The organism is Methylorubrum suomiense (genome assembly GCF_022179765.1).
GTDB classification, from domain to species: Bacteria; Pseudomonadota; Alphaproteobacteria; order Rhizobiales; family Beijerinckiaceae; genus Methylobacterium; species Methylobacterium suomiense.
Genome location: NZ_BPRE01000004.1, coordinates 1 through 17,065 on the forward strand (window position 1 = coordinate 1; position 17,065 = coordinate 17,065).

General features: G+C 69.1%; 10 protein-coding genes. 8 read left to right on the forward strand and 2 right to left on the reverse strand.

Translation table 11 applies throughout. The features are described 5' to 3' along the window. From MFF26_RS07170 to MFF26_RS07205, 8 genes are all read left to right on the forward strand, one after another. Positions 1–280: transketolase C-terminal domain-containing protein (locus tag MFF26_RS07170; RefSeq protein WP_283207394.1), on the forward strand; the 280-nt coding region annotated here is incomplete at its 5' end. Positions 281–452: 172 nt separating this feature from the next. After that, a complete protein-coding gene (gene hpnA, locus MFF26_RS07175; protein WP_137827796.1) occupies positions 453–1,478 on the forward strand; it encodes a hopanoid-associated sugar epimerase in 1,026 nt (341 codons plus the stop codon). Continuing rightward, entirely contained in the window at positions 1,475–2,365 is an 891-nt protein-coding gene (gene hpnC / locus MFF26_RS07180) for a squalene synthase HpnC (RefSeq protein ID WP_137827797.1), read from the forward strand. Before hpnA ends, hpnC begins: the two co-directional genes overlap by 4 nt. Further along, positions 2,362–3,207 carry a presqualene diphosphate synthase HpnD gene (gene hpnD / locus MFF26_RS07185; RefSeq protein WP_238307809.1) on the forward strand — a complete coding sequence of 282 codons (846 nt, stop codon included), beginning with the start codon at positions 2,362–2,364 and terminating at the stop codon, positions 3,205–3,207. The genes hpnC and hpnD overlap by 4 nt, the downstream gene beginning before the upstream one ends. Then, complete coding sequence (gene hpnE / locus MFF26_RS07190) at positions 3,207–4,508, forward strand: hydroxysqualene dehydroxylase HpnE (protein WP_137827798.1); 1,302 nt, start codon at positions 3,207–3,209, stop codon at positions 4,506–4,508. The genes hpnD and hpnE overlap by 1 nt, the downstream gene beginning before the upstream one ends. Before the next feature lie 43 nt (positions 4,509–4,551). Further along, positions 4,552–6,552 (forward strand): squalene--hopene cyclase, encoded by a 2,001-nt coding sequence (gene shc / locus MFF26_RS07195; protein WP_137827938.1) that lies wholly within the window; start codon positions 4,552–4,554, stop codon positions 6,550–6,552. A 184-nt stretch (positions 6,553–6,736) separates the two neighbouring features. Beyond that, complete coding sequence (locus MFF26_RS07200; RefSeq protein WP_238307895.1) at positions 6,737–7,408, forward strand: polyamine aminopropyltransferase; 672 nt, start codon at positions 6,737–6,739, stop codon at positions 7,406–7,408. Positions 7,409–7,735: 327 nt separating this feature from the next. Next, on the forward strand, positions 7,736–7,933 hold the full coding sequence (locus tag MFF26_RS07205) for a hypothetical protein (protein ID WP_238307810.1): 198 nt from the start codon (positions 7,736–7,738) through the stop codon (positions 7,931–7,933). Positions 7,934–8,036: 103 nt separating this feature from the next. Here the strand turns inward: MFF26_RS07205 and MFF26_RS07210 are convergent, their stop codons facing one another. Then, positions 8,037–9,410, reverse strand: coding sequence for an aminotransferase class I/II-fold pyridoxal phosphate-dependent enzyme (locus MFF26_RS07210; RefSeq protein WP_137827800.1), 1,374 nt, complete (start codon positions 9,408–9,410; stop codon positions 8,037–8,039). After that, a complete protein-coding gene (locus tag MFF26_RS07215) occupies positions 9,407–16,852 on the reverse strand; it encodes a type I polyketide synthase (RefSeq protein ID WP_137827801.1) in 7,446 nt (2,481 codons plus the stop codon). The genes MFF26_RS07210 and MFF26_RS07215 overlap by 4 nt, the downstream gene beginning before the upstream one ends. Positions 16,853–17,065: the final 213 nt, after the last annotated feature.

The window sequence follows — 17,065 nt, forward strand, 5'->3', positions numbered from 1 at the left end:
TCTGGCGGGCAGCCACGAGGTTCTGGTGACGGTGGAGGAGGGCTCGGTCGGCGGGTTCGGGGCGATGGTCCTGCATCTCCTGGCCGAGCGGGGCGTGCTGGATGGGGGCGGCGTCCGGGTTCGGACGCTGACGCTGCCGGACAGCTACCAGGACCACGACAAGCCGGAGAAGATGTACGCCGAGGCCGGCCTCGACGCCGAGGGCATCCTCAAGGCCGTCCGCGCCGCGTTGCCCGACCAGAAGAAGGGCAGCCGCACCGGTCGCCTGCGGCTGGCTTGAGCCGTTAATTACCGGCGCGGGCGCGGCGCTTGCCGCACCGCGCCATCGATGAGAGAAGCGCCGCACCGCCCTGAACCGCCGAATCGGCGATCGGAGCGGCAGCGGCGTTTCCGTTCGCCCGAATCCCCGCCGACCGGCGGGCCTGGGCTTCCCGGTCGATCACGCGAGAACCATGACAGAGCCGACACGAAGCGGCCCATTCGAGGCGGGGCCGGTGCTCATCACCGGCGCCAGCGGCTTTCTCGGAGCCGCCCTGGTGGACGTGTTCCGCGCCGCCGGCTTCCGCGTGCGCATCTCGGTGCGGGCCTCCTCGCCGCGCACCAACCTGACGTGGCCCGATGTCGAGATCGTCGAGGCCGACATGCGCGACCGGGCAGCGGTGGCATCCGCCATGCGCGGCCAGCGCTACCTCATCCATGCGGCGGCGGATTACCGGCTCTGGGCGCCGGATATGCAAGAGATCGTCCGCACCAACCGCGACGGCACCCGCATCCTGATGGAAGAGGCGCTGAGGGCGGGCGTCGAGCGGATCGTCTACACGTCCAGCGTCGCGACCATCAAACCGCATGACGACGGCACGCCCGCCGACGAGACCCGCCCGCTGACGCCCGAGACCGCCATCGGCGCCTACAAGCGCAGCAAGGTCGTGGCCGAGCGCGTGGTCGAGGAGATGGTTCTGCGCGACGGCCTGCCCGCGGTGATCGTGAACCCCTCGACGCCGATCGGCCCCCGCGACGTGAAGCCGACGCCCACCGGGCGCATCATCCTCGATGCCGCCCAGGGCAAGATCCCCGCCTTCGTCGATACCGGCCTCAACCTCGCCCATGTGGACGACGTGGCCGCCGGCCATCTTCTGGCGCTTCGGAAAGGCCGCGTCGGCGAACGCTACATTCTCGGCGGCGAGGACGTGATGCTGGCGACGATGCTGGCCGACATTGCCGGCCTGGTCGGCCGCAAGGCCCCGACGACGCGGCTGCCCTACGCCGTCATCTATCCGATCGCGTTCATTTCCGAGCAGGTCGCCCGGCTGACCGGCAAGGCTCCGCTCGCGACCATCGACGGCGTGCGCATGTCGAAATACCGGATGTTCTTCTCCGACGCGAAGGCACGCTCCGAACTCGGCTACACGTCGCGGCCCTACCGCGACGGGCTGTCGGACGCGATTTCCTGGTTCCGGCAGGCGGGATACATGAAATGAGCGCCGGCTTTCAGACCGCCACCGATGCCCGCACGGGCAAGGGTCAGCACGACGAGAACTTTCCCGTCGCCTCGCACCTGATCCATCCGCGCAATCGCGGCGCGATCCTCGCGTTCTACAATTATGTCCGCGCCGGCGACGATGTTGCCGACCACACCGGATTGTCGCCGGAGCGCAAGATCGAGCTTCTCGACGCGCTCGCCGATGCGCTGACGGGCAAAGGCGGGTCCGACCCGTCGGTCGAGCCGCTCAAGCGCGAACTCGCCGCGCATGGCTTGCCGCCGACCCACGCCCTGGAGCTCCTCGACGCGTTCCGGATGGATGCGCGCAAGAACCGCTACGCCGACTGGGATGAGCTCATTCACTATTGCCGCTACTCTGCGATGCCGGTCGGGCGCTTCGTGCTCGACGTGCATCGCGAGGATCCGGCGCGGGTCTGGAAGACCTCGGACGCGATCTGCGCGGCTCTCCAGATCCTCAATCACCTCCAGGATTGCGGCAAGGATTTTCGCAATCTCGACCGGGTCTACATTCCCCTCGACGTCATGGCGAAGCACGGCGCCGACCCGTCGATGCTGGCGCGGGACAAGGCGACGCCCGAATTGCTGGCCGTGATCCGGGAACTCGCTCAGCGCACCCTCGATCTGCTGGAGGAGGGCAAGCCGCTGCCCGGCCTGATCGACGACCTGCGCCTGAGCCTCGAAATCGCGGCGATCCACCGGCTCGCCGTCGTTCTGACCCGAGGCTTGCTCACCCGCGATCCGCTGTCGGAAAAGGTCCATCACGGCAAGGCCGGCTTCGCCCTCACCGCGCTCGGCGGTATCGCGGCGACGCTGGTACGCCGCCCCTTCCGGCCCCGCGCCGCCACCTCCGGAGCCGGCCGATGAGCGCCGTCGCGACCTCCATGCCGGCCGAAGCCGGGCCCGCTCTGCCGGCGGCCGGCTCCTCGTTCTACACGGCCATGCGCCTGCTGCCGAAGGAGCGGCGGGAAGCGATGTATGCCGTCTACGCCTTCTGCCGCGCCGTCGACGATGTTGCCGATGACGGCTGCCCCCGCGATCTCCGCGCCGCGGAATTGGACAGCTGGCGCGCCGATATCGACGCGCTCTATGCCGGTCACCCGCCAGACCGTGTCCGTCCGCTGGTTGAGCCGGTGCGCCGGTTCGGCCTGAAGCGCGACGACTTCATCGCCGTCATCGATGGCATGGCGATGGACGCCGCCGAGGACATCGTCGCCCCCACGGAAGCGAATCTGGACCTCTATTGCGATCGGGTGGCGAGCGCGGTCGGGCGACTCTCGGTGCGCATCTTCGGCATGCCGGAGGAGGCGGGCGTGAAGCTCGCGTGGCACCAGGGGCGGGCGCTGCAGCTCACCAACATCCTGCGCGACATCGACGAGGATGCCGAGCGCGGCCGCCTCTACCTGCCGATGGAGAAGTTCCACAAGATCGGCTTGATGAACCCGACGCCGGAAAGCGCGCTTGCCCATCCCCGCCTCGGCGAGGTGTGCGAGGCCGTCGCCGCGGAGGCGCAGGAGCATTACCGTCAGACCTGGGCGGTGATCGCGCGGAGCCCCCGGCGCGCGACGAAAGCGGCCCGCCTGATGGCCGCGGCCTACCGGCTCTACCTCGACGCCGTGATGCGCCGTGGCTGGGCGTCCCCGCGCGAACGGGTGAAGCCGGGCAAGCTCTCCCTTCTCCTCGTCGCGCTGCGCCACGGGATCGTGTGATGACGGCTACGGTTCACGTCGTCGGGGCCGGGCTCGCCGGTTTGTCCGCCGCCGTCTCGCTCGCCGAGACCGGTGCCCATGTGGTGCTGCACGAAGCCGCCAAGCAGGCCGGCGGGCGCTGCCGGTCCTATTACGATCCGGCTTTGGGCCTGACGATCGACAACGGCAATCACCTGCTGCTGTCGGGCAACCGCTCGACGCTGGACTTCATGGCGCGCGTCGGCGCGCCGGCCGATGCGCTGACCGGTCCGGACGAGGCCGCCTTCCCCTTCGCGGATCTCCGCACCGGCGAGCGCTGGACGCTCCGCCCGAATCCCGGCCGTCTGCCCTGGTGGGTGTTGCGCGCCGGGCGCCGGGTGCCGGGAACGCGGGCCCGCGACTATCTCGCCCCGCTCTCGCTGATGATGGCGGCGTCGGGCAGTGCGCCGGGCAAGAGCGGCACGATCGGCGAGAAGATGTCCTGCGAGGGGCCGCTCTACGAGCGGCTCTGGCATCCAGTGCTGCTGGCCGCGCTCAACACCGAACCGCGCGAGAGCGATGTCGGACTCGCCGCCACGATCCTGCGCGAGACCCTCGGGGCGGGCGGACGTGCCTGCCGGCCCATGGTGGCGGTGGAGGGCCTGTCGGTCGCCTTCGTCGAGCCGGCTCTCCGCTTCCTCGCCGAGCGCGGTGCGGAGATTCGCTACGGGCGTCGCCTGCGCGGACTCACGCTGGCCCCTAGTCGGATCGAGCGCCTCGACTTCACCGACGAGCCGACGGTGATCGGCCCGAACGATTCGGTCGTTCTGGCCCTGCCGCCCTGGGTGACGGAGGGTCTCCTCCCCGGCACACCGACACCGAAGACGTTCCGCTCCATCGTCAACGCGCATTTCGCGATTCGCCCGCCCGAGACGGCGCCGCTGCTGCTCGGCGTCGTCGGCGGTCTGACCGAGTGGCTGTTCGCCTATCCGGACCGGTTCTCGGTCACCATAAGTGGCGCCGATCGGCTGCTCGATGCACCCCGCGAGGAACTGGCTCGCCAGATCTGGCTTGAGATCGCGGAACTCAATGGGGTAGCACGGGAATTGCCCAGCTGGCAGATCGTTAAGGAGAAGCGGGCGACCTTCGCGGCCACGCCTGCGGAAGCCGCGCGGCGGCCCGGTGCCGCCACGCGCTTCCCGAATCTCGTTCTGGCGGGTGATTGGACGGAAACGGGTCTTCCCTCGACGATCGAGGGGGCGATCCGATCCGGAACGATGGCGGCGCAGGCGCTGTCCCGTAGCGGGATGTGCGGGCGGGCACAGGCACAGGGAGTTGCTTGAAGCAATGACGACGGCATCACGACAGTCCGACGAGGCGACGGCGATGCGCGAGGCGGCCGGCAAAGTTGAGCAGTTGCACCGTCCGAAGACGCGCGACGTCTCCCTCGCCGACGTGGAGCGCGGCGTGCAGGATGCCGCGCGCGCGCTGACGGCGATGACCCACGCCGATGGACATATCTGCTTCGAGTTGGAGGCGGATGCGACCATCCCCTCCGAGTACATCCTGTTCCACCAGTTCCGCGCCACCGAGCCGCGTCCCGGCCTGGAGGCCAAGATCGGCAATTACCTGCGCCGCACGCAGTCGAAGGCGCATGGCGGTTGGGCCTTGGTGCATGACGGACCGTTCGACATCAGCGCGACGGTCAAGGCCTACTTCGCCCTGAAGATGATCGGCGACGACATCGAGGCGTCGCATATGCGCGCGGCCCGCAAGGCCATCCTCCAGCGGGGGGGCGCCGCCAATGCCAACGTCTTCACCCGCATCCTCCTGGCCCTCTACGGCGAGGTGCCGTGGCGTGCCGTACCGGTGATGCCGGTGGAGGTGATGCACCTGCCGAAGTGGTTCCCGTTCCACCTCGACAAGGTCTCGTACTGGGCCCGCTGCACCATGGTGCCGCTGTTCGTGCTCCAGGCGAAGAAGCCGCGGGCCAGGAACCCCCGCGGGATCGGCGTCGCCGAGCTGTTCGTGACGCCGCCCGACTCGGTGCGGACCTGGCCCGGCTCGCCCCACGCCACGTGGCCATGGACGCCGATCTTCGGCGCGATCGACCGCGTGCTCCAGCAGACCCAGGACCGCTTCCCCAAAGGCATCCGTCAGCGCGCCATCGACAAGGCCGTGGCCTGGACCAGCGAGCGCCTGAACGGCGAGGATGGCCTCGGCGCGATCTTCCCGGCCATGGTCAACTCGGTGCTCATGTACGAGGTGTTGGGCTATTCGCCGGACCATCCGCAGGTGAAGATCGCCCTCGAGGCGATCGAGAAGCTCGTGGTCGAGAAGGACCATGAGGCCTACGTCCAGCCCTGCCTGTCCCCGGTCTGGGATACGGCGCTGAACAGCCATGCCATGCTGGAGGCAGGCGGCGCCCAGGCGGAGGCCAATGCCCGCGCCGGTCTCGACTGGCTCAAGCCGCTGCAGGTGCTCGACATCAAGGGCGATTGGGCCGCGACGAAGCCGAATGTCCGGCCCGGTGGCTGGGCCTTCCAGTACGCCAACCCGCATTATCCGGATCTCGACGACACCGCCGTCGTGGTGATGGCGATGGACCGCGCCATGCGCCAGCATGGACTGGTGAGCGGGATGCCGGACTATTCGAACGCCATCGCCCGCGCCCGCGAATGGGTCGAGGGGCTCCAGAGCGCCGATGGCGGCTGGGCGGCGTTCGACGCCGACAACAACCATCACTATCTCAACCACATCCCGTTCTCGGACCACGGTGCGCTGCTCGACCCGCCGACTGCGGATGTCACGGCCCGCGTCGTCTCGATGCTGTCGCAGCTCGGCGAGACCCGCGCGACCAGCCGCGCCCTCGATCGCGGCGTCACCTATCTGCTCAACGACCAGGAAAAGGACGGGAGCTGGTACGGCCGCTGGGGCATGAACTTCATCTACGGCACGTGGTCGGTGCTGTGCGCGCTGAATGCGGCCGGGGTCGATCCGCAGAGCCCCGAGATCCGCAAGGCCGTAGCGTGGCTGATCCGCATCCAGAACCCGGATGGCGGCTGGGGCGAGGATGCCTCGTCCTACAAGCTCAACCCCGAATTCGAGCCGGGCTATTCGACCGCGTCTCAGACCGCCTGGGCGCTGCTCGCCCTCATGGCGGCGGGTGAGGTCGACGATCCGGCCGTGGCACGGGGCGTGAACTACCTGCTGCGCACGCAGGGCCAGGACGGTCTGTGGAGCGAGGAACGCTACACCGCGACGGGTTTCCCGCGGGTGTTCTACCTCCGCTATCACGGCTACCCGAAATTCTTCCCCCTCTGGGCCATGGCCCGCTTCCGCAATCTGAAGCGCGGCAACAGCCGGGAAGTGCAGTTCGGGATGTAACTCCGGAAATCCCTCCCCCTCATCGGGGGAGGGCGCCTCGCGGTTGCGAGGCGCGATCGGGGAGCAACGCGGCGGTGGCCTTGCTCCCGACCTCGATTGTACTGCCATCTCGAAGCCGCGCTTCCCCTCTCGTCCCCTCAGGGGCTCCTCTCCCCGATCGGGGAGAGATCAGGCAGTGCGTTTCATGATCCCCTGGGAACATCTCGACACCGCCCCGATCCCCGGCGAGGCCGGCAGCCTGCGCCTGATGCGGCGTGGCGCGGAATTCTCGATTCAGCTCGACCGCAACGAACTCATGAACAGTCGGCTGTTCGGCTCGGAGGAGGCGCTGGCGCGCCTTGCCGCCGAGCGGATCGCGACGATTGCCGCACCGCGGGTGCTGATCGGCGGCTACGGCATGGGCTTCACGCTCCGCGCCGCCCTCGGCCATCTGCCGCTCAAAGCGGCGGTGACGGTCGCCGAGATCGTTCCGGCCGTCCTGGCCTGGGCACGCGGGCCGATGGCGGAATTGACCGGACCATGCCTGGACAACCCTCGGGTCGCCATCCGCGAGGCCGACGTGGCGGCGGTGATCGCCGAGCGGGGAAACGCCTACGACGCGATCCTTCTCGACGTCGATAACGGACCCGACGGCCTCACCCGCGTCGCCAACGACCGCCTCTACGATGCCGGCGGCCTGGCCGCCGCGCGCGCGGCCCTCCGCCCCGGCGGCTTACTGGCGGTCTGGTCGGCCCATCCCGACACGGCTTTCTCCCGGCGCCTCGGACAGGCAGGGTTTGCCGTCGAGGAAGTGGCGATCCGGGCACGGGGTAAGCGCGGGGCGCGGCACGTCATCTGGCTGGCCGGACGGCGCTGACAGCCAGATCAGGGCGAACGGCATGAAGCAATCGCAGGCGAGAGCGGCGAGGAGTTCATGCTGAATGACGAATACTGCGCGATTGCTCTGTACAAAGGTCGATGAAGAGGTCGCCCTTCCTCTCCGAACTTCGCCCAGAGATGGACCTTCTCTTCAAGTTTCAGTGACGGACCTCCGACAGCTTCTGTCATAAAACGGTGCCTCGCTCTTTCTCAGCGACTGCGCCATCTCTGTAGAAAGGCTGAGCGAAGGTCGCTGAGGGAGCGGGACCCGCATCGGCAGAAAACGCGTCGAGGGACGGGTATGTCCGTGCAGGTGGACGTTGCGGTGTCGAGCGCGGCCGGCATCGGGAGCGCGGTCGAAAGCCTCCGGTGGATCGGCGTTCTGCGCGTCGCCGGTGCGGCGCTCGTCGCTTTAGGTGTCGGCCTCGAATTGATCGGCGAGGTGCTTGGCCATCCCTCGGAGCAGGCGCTGCGAGCGGCGCGCGAAACGGAGATCGCCGGCCTCGCCGCCCAGGTCGAATAGTTGCGGCGCATGGCGCCGAAGCTGTCCGCGTCCTGCGCGATCGCTCCAGCGTCGGATCCGATCCAGGCGTGCCCGCTGCCGGAGGATTGAGACGACGGAGAGCTCAAGCCCCCCGTCGCGCCATCAGCTGCTCGATCAGGGTGGCGCCTGTCTCCAGCGCCGCCAGCTCATCGGCGACCGCGGCGACGGTCTCGGCGATCTGCTCGGGTGTATGCTCCGAGGTCATGAAGAAGCGCAGGCGCGAGGATCGCTCCGGCACCGCCGGGTGGATGATCGGCTGCACGTTGATGCCGCGCTTGAACAGGCGGTCGGACAACGTCACGGCTTTCAGCGAATCCCCGACGATCACCGGAATTACGGCGAGCCCCAGACTCGTACCGGTGTTGAGTCCGCGCTTCTTGGCCCCCGCCAGGAAGAGGTTGCCGTTGCGGCGAAGACGCTCGACCCGCTCCGGCTCGGCATGCAGCGCGGAGAGCGCAGCCTCGGCGGCGGCGGCCAGCGGCGGGGACATGCCGACGCTGTAGAGAAAACCACCCGCCGTGCATTTCAGGTACTCGACGAGCACCGCCGGCCCGCAGACATAGCCGCCGCAGGACGAGAGCGTCTTCGAGAGCGTGCCCATCCAGATGTCGATATCGGCCGCGTCCACCCCGCAATGCTCATGCAGGCCCGCACCCGTGCGGCCGAGCACGCCGAGGCCGTGGGCGTCATCCACCATCAGCCAGCAATCGTAGCGGCGCTTCAGCTCGACGAAGGCGGCCAGATCCGGCGCGTCGCCGTCCATGCTGTAGAGGCCCTCGATCACGATCAGCGCCCGACGATGCTCGTGGCGCGTCGCCTCCAAGAGCTTTTCGAGCGCGGCCGGATCGTTATGGGCGAAGGAGCGGCGCTGCGCGCCCGAGAGCTGGGCGCCCGTTACCACGCTGTTATGGATCAAAGCATCGTGGAAGATTACGTCCGCCGGCTCCAGGATGGCGCCGATGGTGGTGACGTTGGTGGCGTGACCGCTCACCATGACGACGCAGGCTTCCGTCTCGTAATGCGAGGCCAGCGCCTGTTCGAGCTTCAGGTGCACCGGCCGCTCGCCGGCCACCAGACGACTTGCGGAGGCGGAGGTGCCGTAGGTCTCGATCGCCTTCCGCGCCGCTCCGCTCACCGCCGGGTGACCGTTGAGGCCCAGGTAGTCGTAGGACGAGTAATTGGCGAAGGTCTTTCCCTCGATGCGCGTGGTCGCCGCCGCACGGGATTCGTGGACCCGAAAGAACGGATTGTTGAGGCCGATCAGGTCGGCGGCCGAGCGCTGGAGCCGGAGTTCGCGGTAGCCCGTCAGCTTTTCGAAGCTCTGATTCTCGGACTGAACGGGCTTGCGGGTTTGAGTCGCTGGCTCGGGCCGTGCCGCGTTGGCACGCCCGAGTCGGTTGGTGACGAAGCTCGCGAGAGCGGCACGGCTGTCCTGCGGACGTGACGGCTGGGTCATGGCAGGATCTCTTTAATTTCCGCGACGTTCTGCTCGACGAGTTCGTTGAACGGCACCAGCGTCGCCGCGTCGAGGTTGCTGACATGCTTCGAGGAGAGGCTCAGCGTCACACCCGCCGCCTCGTCGACCGGCGCGGCGACCGCCTGGATCAGCGTCTCGGTCAACTCGTTGACGGTCAGGCCGGACGAGATGCCTGCGGGTGGCGCGTCGAGGGCGAAGCGCTCCTGCAAGCTGGCGCCCAGTTCGACACCCATCAGTGAATCGAGACCGATCTCGGAGAGTTGGCGGACGCGGCTGATATCGTCCTTGGGCAGGCGCAGGATGCGGGCGATATCCTCGACGATGGCATCGGCCACCACCTTGCGGACCGCGTCGATGTCCTGCGCGCGCAACAGGGCGCCGATATTGATCGTCGTGACCGCACCGGATTCTGCCTGCTGGTCGGTGCCGAGGCTGCCGTAGCTCGGCGAGCGCAGGGTGGCGAGACGTTCGCGCGCCTTGCCCCAATGCATGGCCGCGATGGCGATCACGCCCTCGTCCGCATCGGTCCCCTGAGCCTCCAGCGCCTCGGCCATGAGGTCGAGGCAGCGGCGCGCCTCCATGGGCGTGACGCCGACGCGGGACGCCAGCGTGTCCATCACGCCCTTGTTGCGAGCGAGCACGCCGACGTCGCCGATGGCACCCCAGGCGACCGCGAGCGCGGGGAGACCCGCCCGGCGCCGCTGACGGGCCAAGCCTTCCATGAAGCCGTTGGCCGCGACGTAGCTGCCCTGACCGGGATTGCCGATGAAGGTCGTCGCCGAGGAGAACAGCACGAAGTAGTCGAGCGCGCGGTCCCGGGTCGCGGCGTCGAGATGGGTCGCGCCGATCACCTTGGGGGCGATCACCGCATCGAGGGTGTCGGGCTCGATGGCCGCGATCAGGCCGTCCTGCAGGACCATCGCGCCGTGGATCACGCCTGACAGCTTGTCGCCCGCGGCCTCGATGCCCTGGATCAGGGCATCGACCGACCTGCGGCTGGCGATGTCGCAGGCCTTCGTCTCGACGCGCACGCCGCGGGCGGTGAGTTCGGCGATGACCTCCCGTCCCTCCGCGCTCGGCACGCCGGAACGGCCGACCAGCAGGATGCGCTGGGCGCCGCGATCCGCGAGCCAGCGGGCCGCCTCAATGCCGAAACCGCCGAGACCGCCGGTGACGAGATGGACACCGTCCGGATTCACCGTGAAGGCTTGGTGCTGGAGGCGAGCGACGCTGCCGGGGGCGGGCGGCGTGACGACGATCTTTCCGACATGCCCCGATTGCTGCATGAGCCGGAACGCGTCCGACGTCTCTTCGGCGGCGAAGGGCTGATAGGGCAGGGGGCGCAAGCCACCATCGGCGAACAGCGCCATGACCTCGCGGAACATCCGCGCGCCGTCCTCGCCCTGGTGCTGGATGACCTGATCGAGATCGACGCCGAAATAGGACAGGTTCCGGCGGAACGGCCGGAGGCCGATATGGGTGTTGGCGACGTAGTCGCGCTTGCCCAATTCCACGAAGCGTCCGAACGGCCGTAGGCAGTTGAGCGAGCGCTCCATCATCTCGCCGAACAGCGAGTTGAGCACCACGTCGACACCGTCGCCGGTGATGCGGCGCACGTCGTCCACGAAGGCGAGCGAGCGGGAATCGAGCACGTGCTCGGCGCCCAAAGCTTCGACCAGCGCGCGCTTTTCCCGCGAGCCGGCGGTGGCGATGACGCGGGCGCCCTTCCACTTGGCGATCTGGAGCGCGGCGAGACCCACGCCGCCGGCGCCGCCATGGACGAGCAGCCACTCGCCCTTGCGCAGGCGGGCGCAGGTGCAGAGCGCGTAATAGGCGGTGAGGAAGGCGACCGGCACGGTGGCAGCGGCCGAAGGGTCGAGACCCTCGGGCATCGGCGCGACGACCATCTCGGGCACGACCACATGGGTGGCGAAGCCCGATTGCGCGAAGGCGACGACTGCATCGCCCACCTTGAAGTCGACCACGCCGGTGCCGATCGCGGTGACCCGGCCGGAGACTTCGAGGCCGAGCCGCGGACCGGCGAAACCATCCTCCAGGATTTCCTCCGGGAGCATGGAGAGCGCCCAAAGCACGTCGCGGAAGTTGAGGCCGGTGGCCGCCACTGCGATCTCGACCGCGCCGGGGCCGGGCGCAACGCGCTCGGCCGGACCCCAGATCATCTCGTTGAGACCGCCGGTGTTGGAGCGCTCCAGCTGGGCTGCCGGAGCCGGATCGCCGCCCAACCGCGCCGAGCGGCCGGAATGGAAGCGGACCACGCGGGTGGCGTCGGCATCGAGAACGATCTCGGTCTCGGGCGTGCCCGAGAGGATCAATGCGCGCAGCCGCTCCGCCGCGAGCTTCGACGACAGGGCCGGGGCCAGATCGACCCGGCGAATGTCGAGATTCGCCGCTTCGTTGGCGAGGGTGCGGCTGAAGGCCCAAACGCCGGCCTCGACGGCGGCGGCCTCGCCACCCGCGTCGCGGGTCGCGCCGGGGGCGATCACCCAGAGACGGGTCTGGCGGTTGCCGAGATGCTCGGCGCAGCGCTTGAGGCTGAGGCACCGATTGCGCAGGCGCGCCGCGGTCTCCCCGTCAGGCGCGTGTTCCTCTCCGGTGAAGGCACCGGCCAGGAACACCACGGTGTCGGGGGTTTCACGCTCCAGTTCCAGCAGCGATTGCTCGGAATCGAGAATGATCGAGACGTGGACGCCGCTCGCGATCAGCAAAGTCGCCAGCGAGGAGGCGGTTTCGGCGCCGAAGGCATCGTCCGAGCCGACGACGAAGGCGAAGCTCTGGCCATGGCCGGAGATCGGCCGGGCCGGGGCCTCGGCGACGAGCAGCAGGTCGCCGCCATTGGCCGAGATGGCCCGGTCGGCCGAGACGCGCACGAGGCCGGTGGCGCTGAGCGTCCGCTGCCATCCCGCGACATCCGGAAGCCGCGAGAGCGGCTGGTCGGGCACGACTTCGCTGAACCAGTCCGGGCGCAATCCGAAGACGAGGTCGCGGAACAGCGAGGCGCCGGGCTCGACGGCGATCAGAAGACCGCCGGTGGCGAGCGAAGCACCGATCCGGGTGGGCAGGTTCGGCTCGGCTCGGTGAAGGACATCGCTCGCGAGCACCAGATCGAAGGCGTTGGCCGGCAGATCGTCGGCCGCCTCGGTCACGCTGACCCGAGCGGGGAGGCCGAGCCGCGCCCTTTCGGCCAAGCGGCGATCGGTTTCGAGCACAGTGAGCGACGCACCGGTCTCGCGCGCCAACGCAGTCGCACGGGCCGAGAGCGGGCCGAAGCCGACTTGCAGGATGCGCAGGGCGCGATCCTGGGGCAGGCGCTCGCGGCTGCGCTCGACGATCTCGGCGACGGCGGCCGCGCTGGCACGGGCGGTCGCGCTGCGCAGGTGGAAGGCGTCGAGGGCGGCGGGCGGCAGGCTCGCCGTGGCGATCGTCTCACCCGCAAGCAGGCGCGAGACGAGGGCGGTGGTGTCGGCCAGCAGCACCAGCTCCGCGGAGAGCTCCGGGTGGTCCGACGCGATCCAACGCATCGTCTCTTCCGGGGCGGGCAAGGTCACGTCCCGGCGCAGGTGCCAGGTTCCGCCATCGCGACCGCGCGCCTCGTGGGTCGCAAGTCCGCTGCTCTCCAATGCGTAGAGGGCGTTCACCGCCCACGGACGCAAGATCGGAGGCAGCCGCGGGTCGGCGAGATCGATCGTGCCGTTGCGGCTCAGTCCTTCCGCGAGACGGTAGGCGAGCGCCGTCGCCCATCCCTCCAGCAGCAGATGGCCCGGACCGAGTTCGGCATCGTTCGGGGCGGTCGCCGCCGCGAGGGCGGGGCGCAGACGATCGCCGAAGACCGGTCGCCGTTCCAGCGGCAGGGCCGTCGGCTCGGTGGCGAGTTCGCGCGTCTGGGTGATGGCGAACGCATCGAGATCGCTTCCGCCCTTGGCCCGCAGGGCCTGGAACCGGCCCTCGCGGATGGTGGCGATCACGTCGCCCTCGGCGTCGAGGAGCGTGAAGTCGGCCAGGATCGAGCGTTCGTTGCAGCGACGGGTCCGGATCTCCGCCCGCGCGATCACGGCGCCCGGCCGCAGCAGGCGGATCTCGCCGAAGCGCACGGGTACATACGCCTTGGTGGCGCTCTCACCCATCAACTCGGCGAAGAGCAGGATCAGTCCGTGGAAGCACGAATCGAGGCGGGACGGCACGAGGCCGTAGCGCGCGTCCGATTCTGCCGGGAGCAGTTCCGAGACGATGGTGGTCTCGTCGATCCGCGCGGAAGCCGCGACCTGCCGGAAGCTTTCGCCGAAGCCGAGTCCTGAGGCGAGGGCCCGGCGATAGAGGTCTTCGCCCGGAATCGCGTGATCGGTGGGGAGGCTCACCTCCCGTCCCGCGGGCGCCGGAAAATCGCCCTCGATGATCTTTGCGGAGGCGTGAAGTTGCCAGGCGGCCTGGGTCAGGCGCGGCCGACTGAGGATCTGGATCTGGTGACCGGCGAGGCGCACCAGCACCTCGCGCAGGGCCTCCTCGGCGAACACCATGGGGGCCACGATCTCGACATCGGCGAGCGTTGCGATGTCCGAGCGCAGCGCTTCGCGGGCGACGTGAAGCGCCATCTCGACGAAGGCGGCACCCGGCAGGATCACCTGCCCGTCGATCACGTGGTCGTCGAGCTCGGGCACGAGCGCCGGATCGAGATGGCCATGCCATTCGAGCCCATCGGACGAGCTGCGGGCGCCGACCAGCGGATGCCAGGGGCGCGGCACCACCGCACCCACCACCTCGGCCGTCTCGGACAGCCGGAAGCTGCGGCGCTGCCACGGGTAGAGCGGCAGGCTGACGCTTCCCGCCGGATCGTCACCGAACAGGACGGTTTCATCGACGCGTGCACCCGCCACGAGGGCGCCGGCGACCGCCTTGGCGATCGGGTCGCCGCCTACGGGCTTGCGGTGCAGCACGCCGACGGACGCGACCTCGATGCCCAGCGGCTCCACGGCGTCGCCGATATGCGGCAACAACGTCGCGCGCGGGCCGACTTCGACGAAGACGCGCGCGCCCTGGCGCGTCGCCTCCTGCAGGGCGTCGCAGAAGCGCACCGGCTCACGGATATTGCGCCACCAGTAGCCGGCGCCGAAGCGGGCCCCGGGCAGCACCGTGCCGGTCACCGTCGAGACCATGGCGGTGTGCCCGGCCGATGCCGTCAGCCCGTCGAGGTCGCGCAGGAGCGGACGCTCGGTCGGGTCCATCAACCGACCATGGAACGGGTATTCGAGGTCGAGCTTGCGCCCGCGGCGACGCTTGCGCGTCAGCGCCTTCATGGCCGCCTCGATTGCGGCCTCGGGGCCGGCGACGGTGATCGCCTTCGGGCTGTTATAGGCGGCGATGTCGAGGGTGGGGTACTCGGCGAGGAACGTCTCCATTTCCTCGACCGGGCCGAGCAGCACCGCCATGGTGCCGAATCCCCGCGTCGTCTCTTGGTGCTTGCTGCGGAAGAAGATGACCCGGACGGCCTGCTCGAGGCTGAGGATGCCGGCGGCTTCCGCCGCGGCGATCTCGCCCACGCTGTGGCCGAGGACGAAATTCGGCGTCAGGCCCTTCGCGCGCAAAGCCGCGGTCGAGGCGCTCTGAATGGCGAAGATTAGCGGCTGCGAGACCCGCGTCAGCGACAGGCGCTGATCGAGGTCGGCGGCGAACATCGCTTCCTTGAGCGACCAGCCGGACAGGGGCTCGAAGAGGGCATCGGTGCGATCGAAGCGTTCGCGGAACGTCGCGTTGCCGTCATAGGCCTCGCGGCCCATTCCGACCCATTGGCTGCCATTGCCCGAATAGACGAAGGCGACATCGGCGGCGCGCTCGACCGCCTGCCCGACGACCGCCGCGTCGTCCTCCTCACCCTCGGCATGGGTGCGCAAGGCCGCGGCGAGGTCGAGACCGGTCCCGAGCGGCGCGGCCAGACGGAAGGGGAGGCGCTCCCGGCGATGGGCGGCGGCCGCGGCGACGCGGGCGATCTCCTCGGGGGAGGTGGAGTCGAGACGCGCGGCATAATCCGCGGCGAGATCGTTCAGCGCCGCCCGGCTCTGGGCGGAAATCAGCAGGATTTCCGGCGCATGGCCTGTTGCGGCCGGAACCGCCGAAGCCGTCGCCGCGCGGGCCGGGTCGGTCAGGACCACATGGGCGTTGGTACCGCCGAACCCGAACGAGTTGACGCCGGCGAAGCGCTCGGTGCCGCGCGACAGCGTCAGCGGCGTCCGATTGACCGCGAGGTTCAGGGGCTCGAACGGGATGTCGGGATTCAGCTCGGACGCGTGGAGCGAGGCCGGGAACAGGTCGTGCTCCAGGGCGAGGCTCGCCTTGAGCAGGCCGGCGAGACCCGAGACCGGCTCGGTATGGCCGATATTGGTCTTGATCGAACCGATCGGCAGCGGCGCCTGCCGCTTCTTGCCGAGCATGCCGCCGATGGCGCTCGCCTCGATCGGATCGCCGACCGGCGTACCGGTGCCGTGCGCCTCGACGAAGGCGATGCGATCCGGATCGATGGCGGCATCGCGATAGACCTGCTGCAGCAAGGCGCCCTGGGCGCTGCCGGACGGCAGGGTGATCCCGGTGGTGCGTCCGTCCGAGTTGACGCCGCTCGCCGCGATGACCCCGTGCACGATCCGTCCGCTGCGGGCGGCGGCTTCGGCCGATTGGAGGATCAGGACGACGCCGCCCTCGGCCCGCACATAGCCATCGGCATTGGCCGAGAAGGCTTGGCACAGGCCGGTGCGCGAGAGCATCTGCGCATTGGAGAAGGAAATGAAGTTGAACGGGCTGACGAGCAGGCTCGCGCCCGCCACCACCGCGGTATCGACTTGACCGGCCTCGATCGCCGTGATCGCGGCGTTGAGCGCCACGAGCGAGGACGAACAGGCGGTATCGAGCGTGAAGCTCGGGCCTTTCAGGTCGAAGATGTAGGAGATGCGGTTCGAGATGATCGAGAGCGTGTTGCCGGTCGCCGCGTAAGCGTCGCTGGAGGCCGGATCGAGGACGCGCAGGTTGCCGTAATCGAGGGAGGAGGCGCCGACGAACACGCCGATATCCGAGCCCGCGACCGCGGACGGGCGCAGGCCCGCATCCTCAAGGGCTTCCCAGGTCAGCTCCAGCAGCAGGCGCTGCTGCGGATCCATCTGCTCGGCCTCGCGGGGCGAGATGCCGAATACGCCGGGGTCGAACGACCAGATGTCGTCGAGAATGCCCGCCGCCCAGGTGTAGCTCTTGCCGCGCTCCTGCGCCCGCGGATGCGCGTAGGCCGGGAGCGACCAGCGATCTTCGGGAATCCGGGAGACGGCACAGCGGCCCTCGGTCAGAAGCTGCCACAGACCCTCGATGCTCGACGCTCCGGGGAGGCGGCAAGCGCGGCCGACGATCGCGATGTTTTTGCGGTGAGTCACGTCGATCCGTTACGCTCGTGATTCCGGTGCGGGCCCCAACCTCGGGTCGACCGCAGAGCCGAAGCTCTAGTACGGTCCCCAGGCTGCTCCAACCCGCGCGGTCGCCACCACCCCCTTAATCCACGAGATGGGGAGAATGTGTGGCGCGTATTCATCAATCGATGGCTGGGTGTATGTCGCACAGGGATTCGTCAGGACTGGCAAAGGATCACC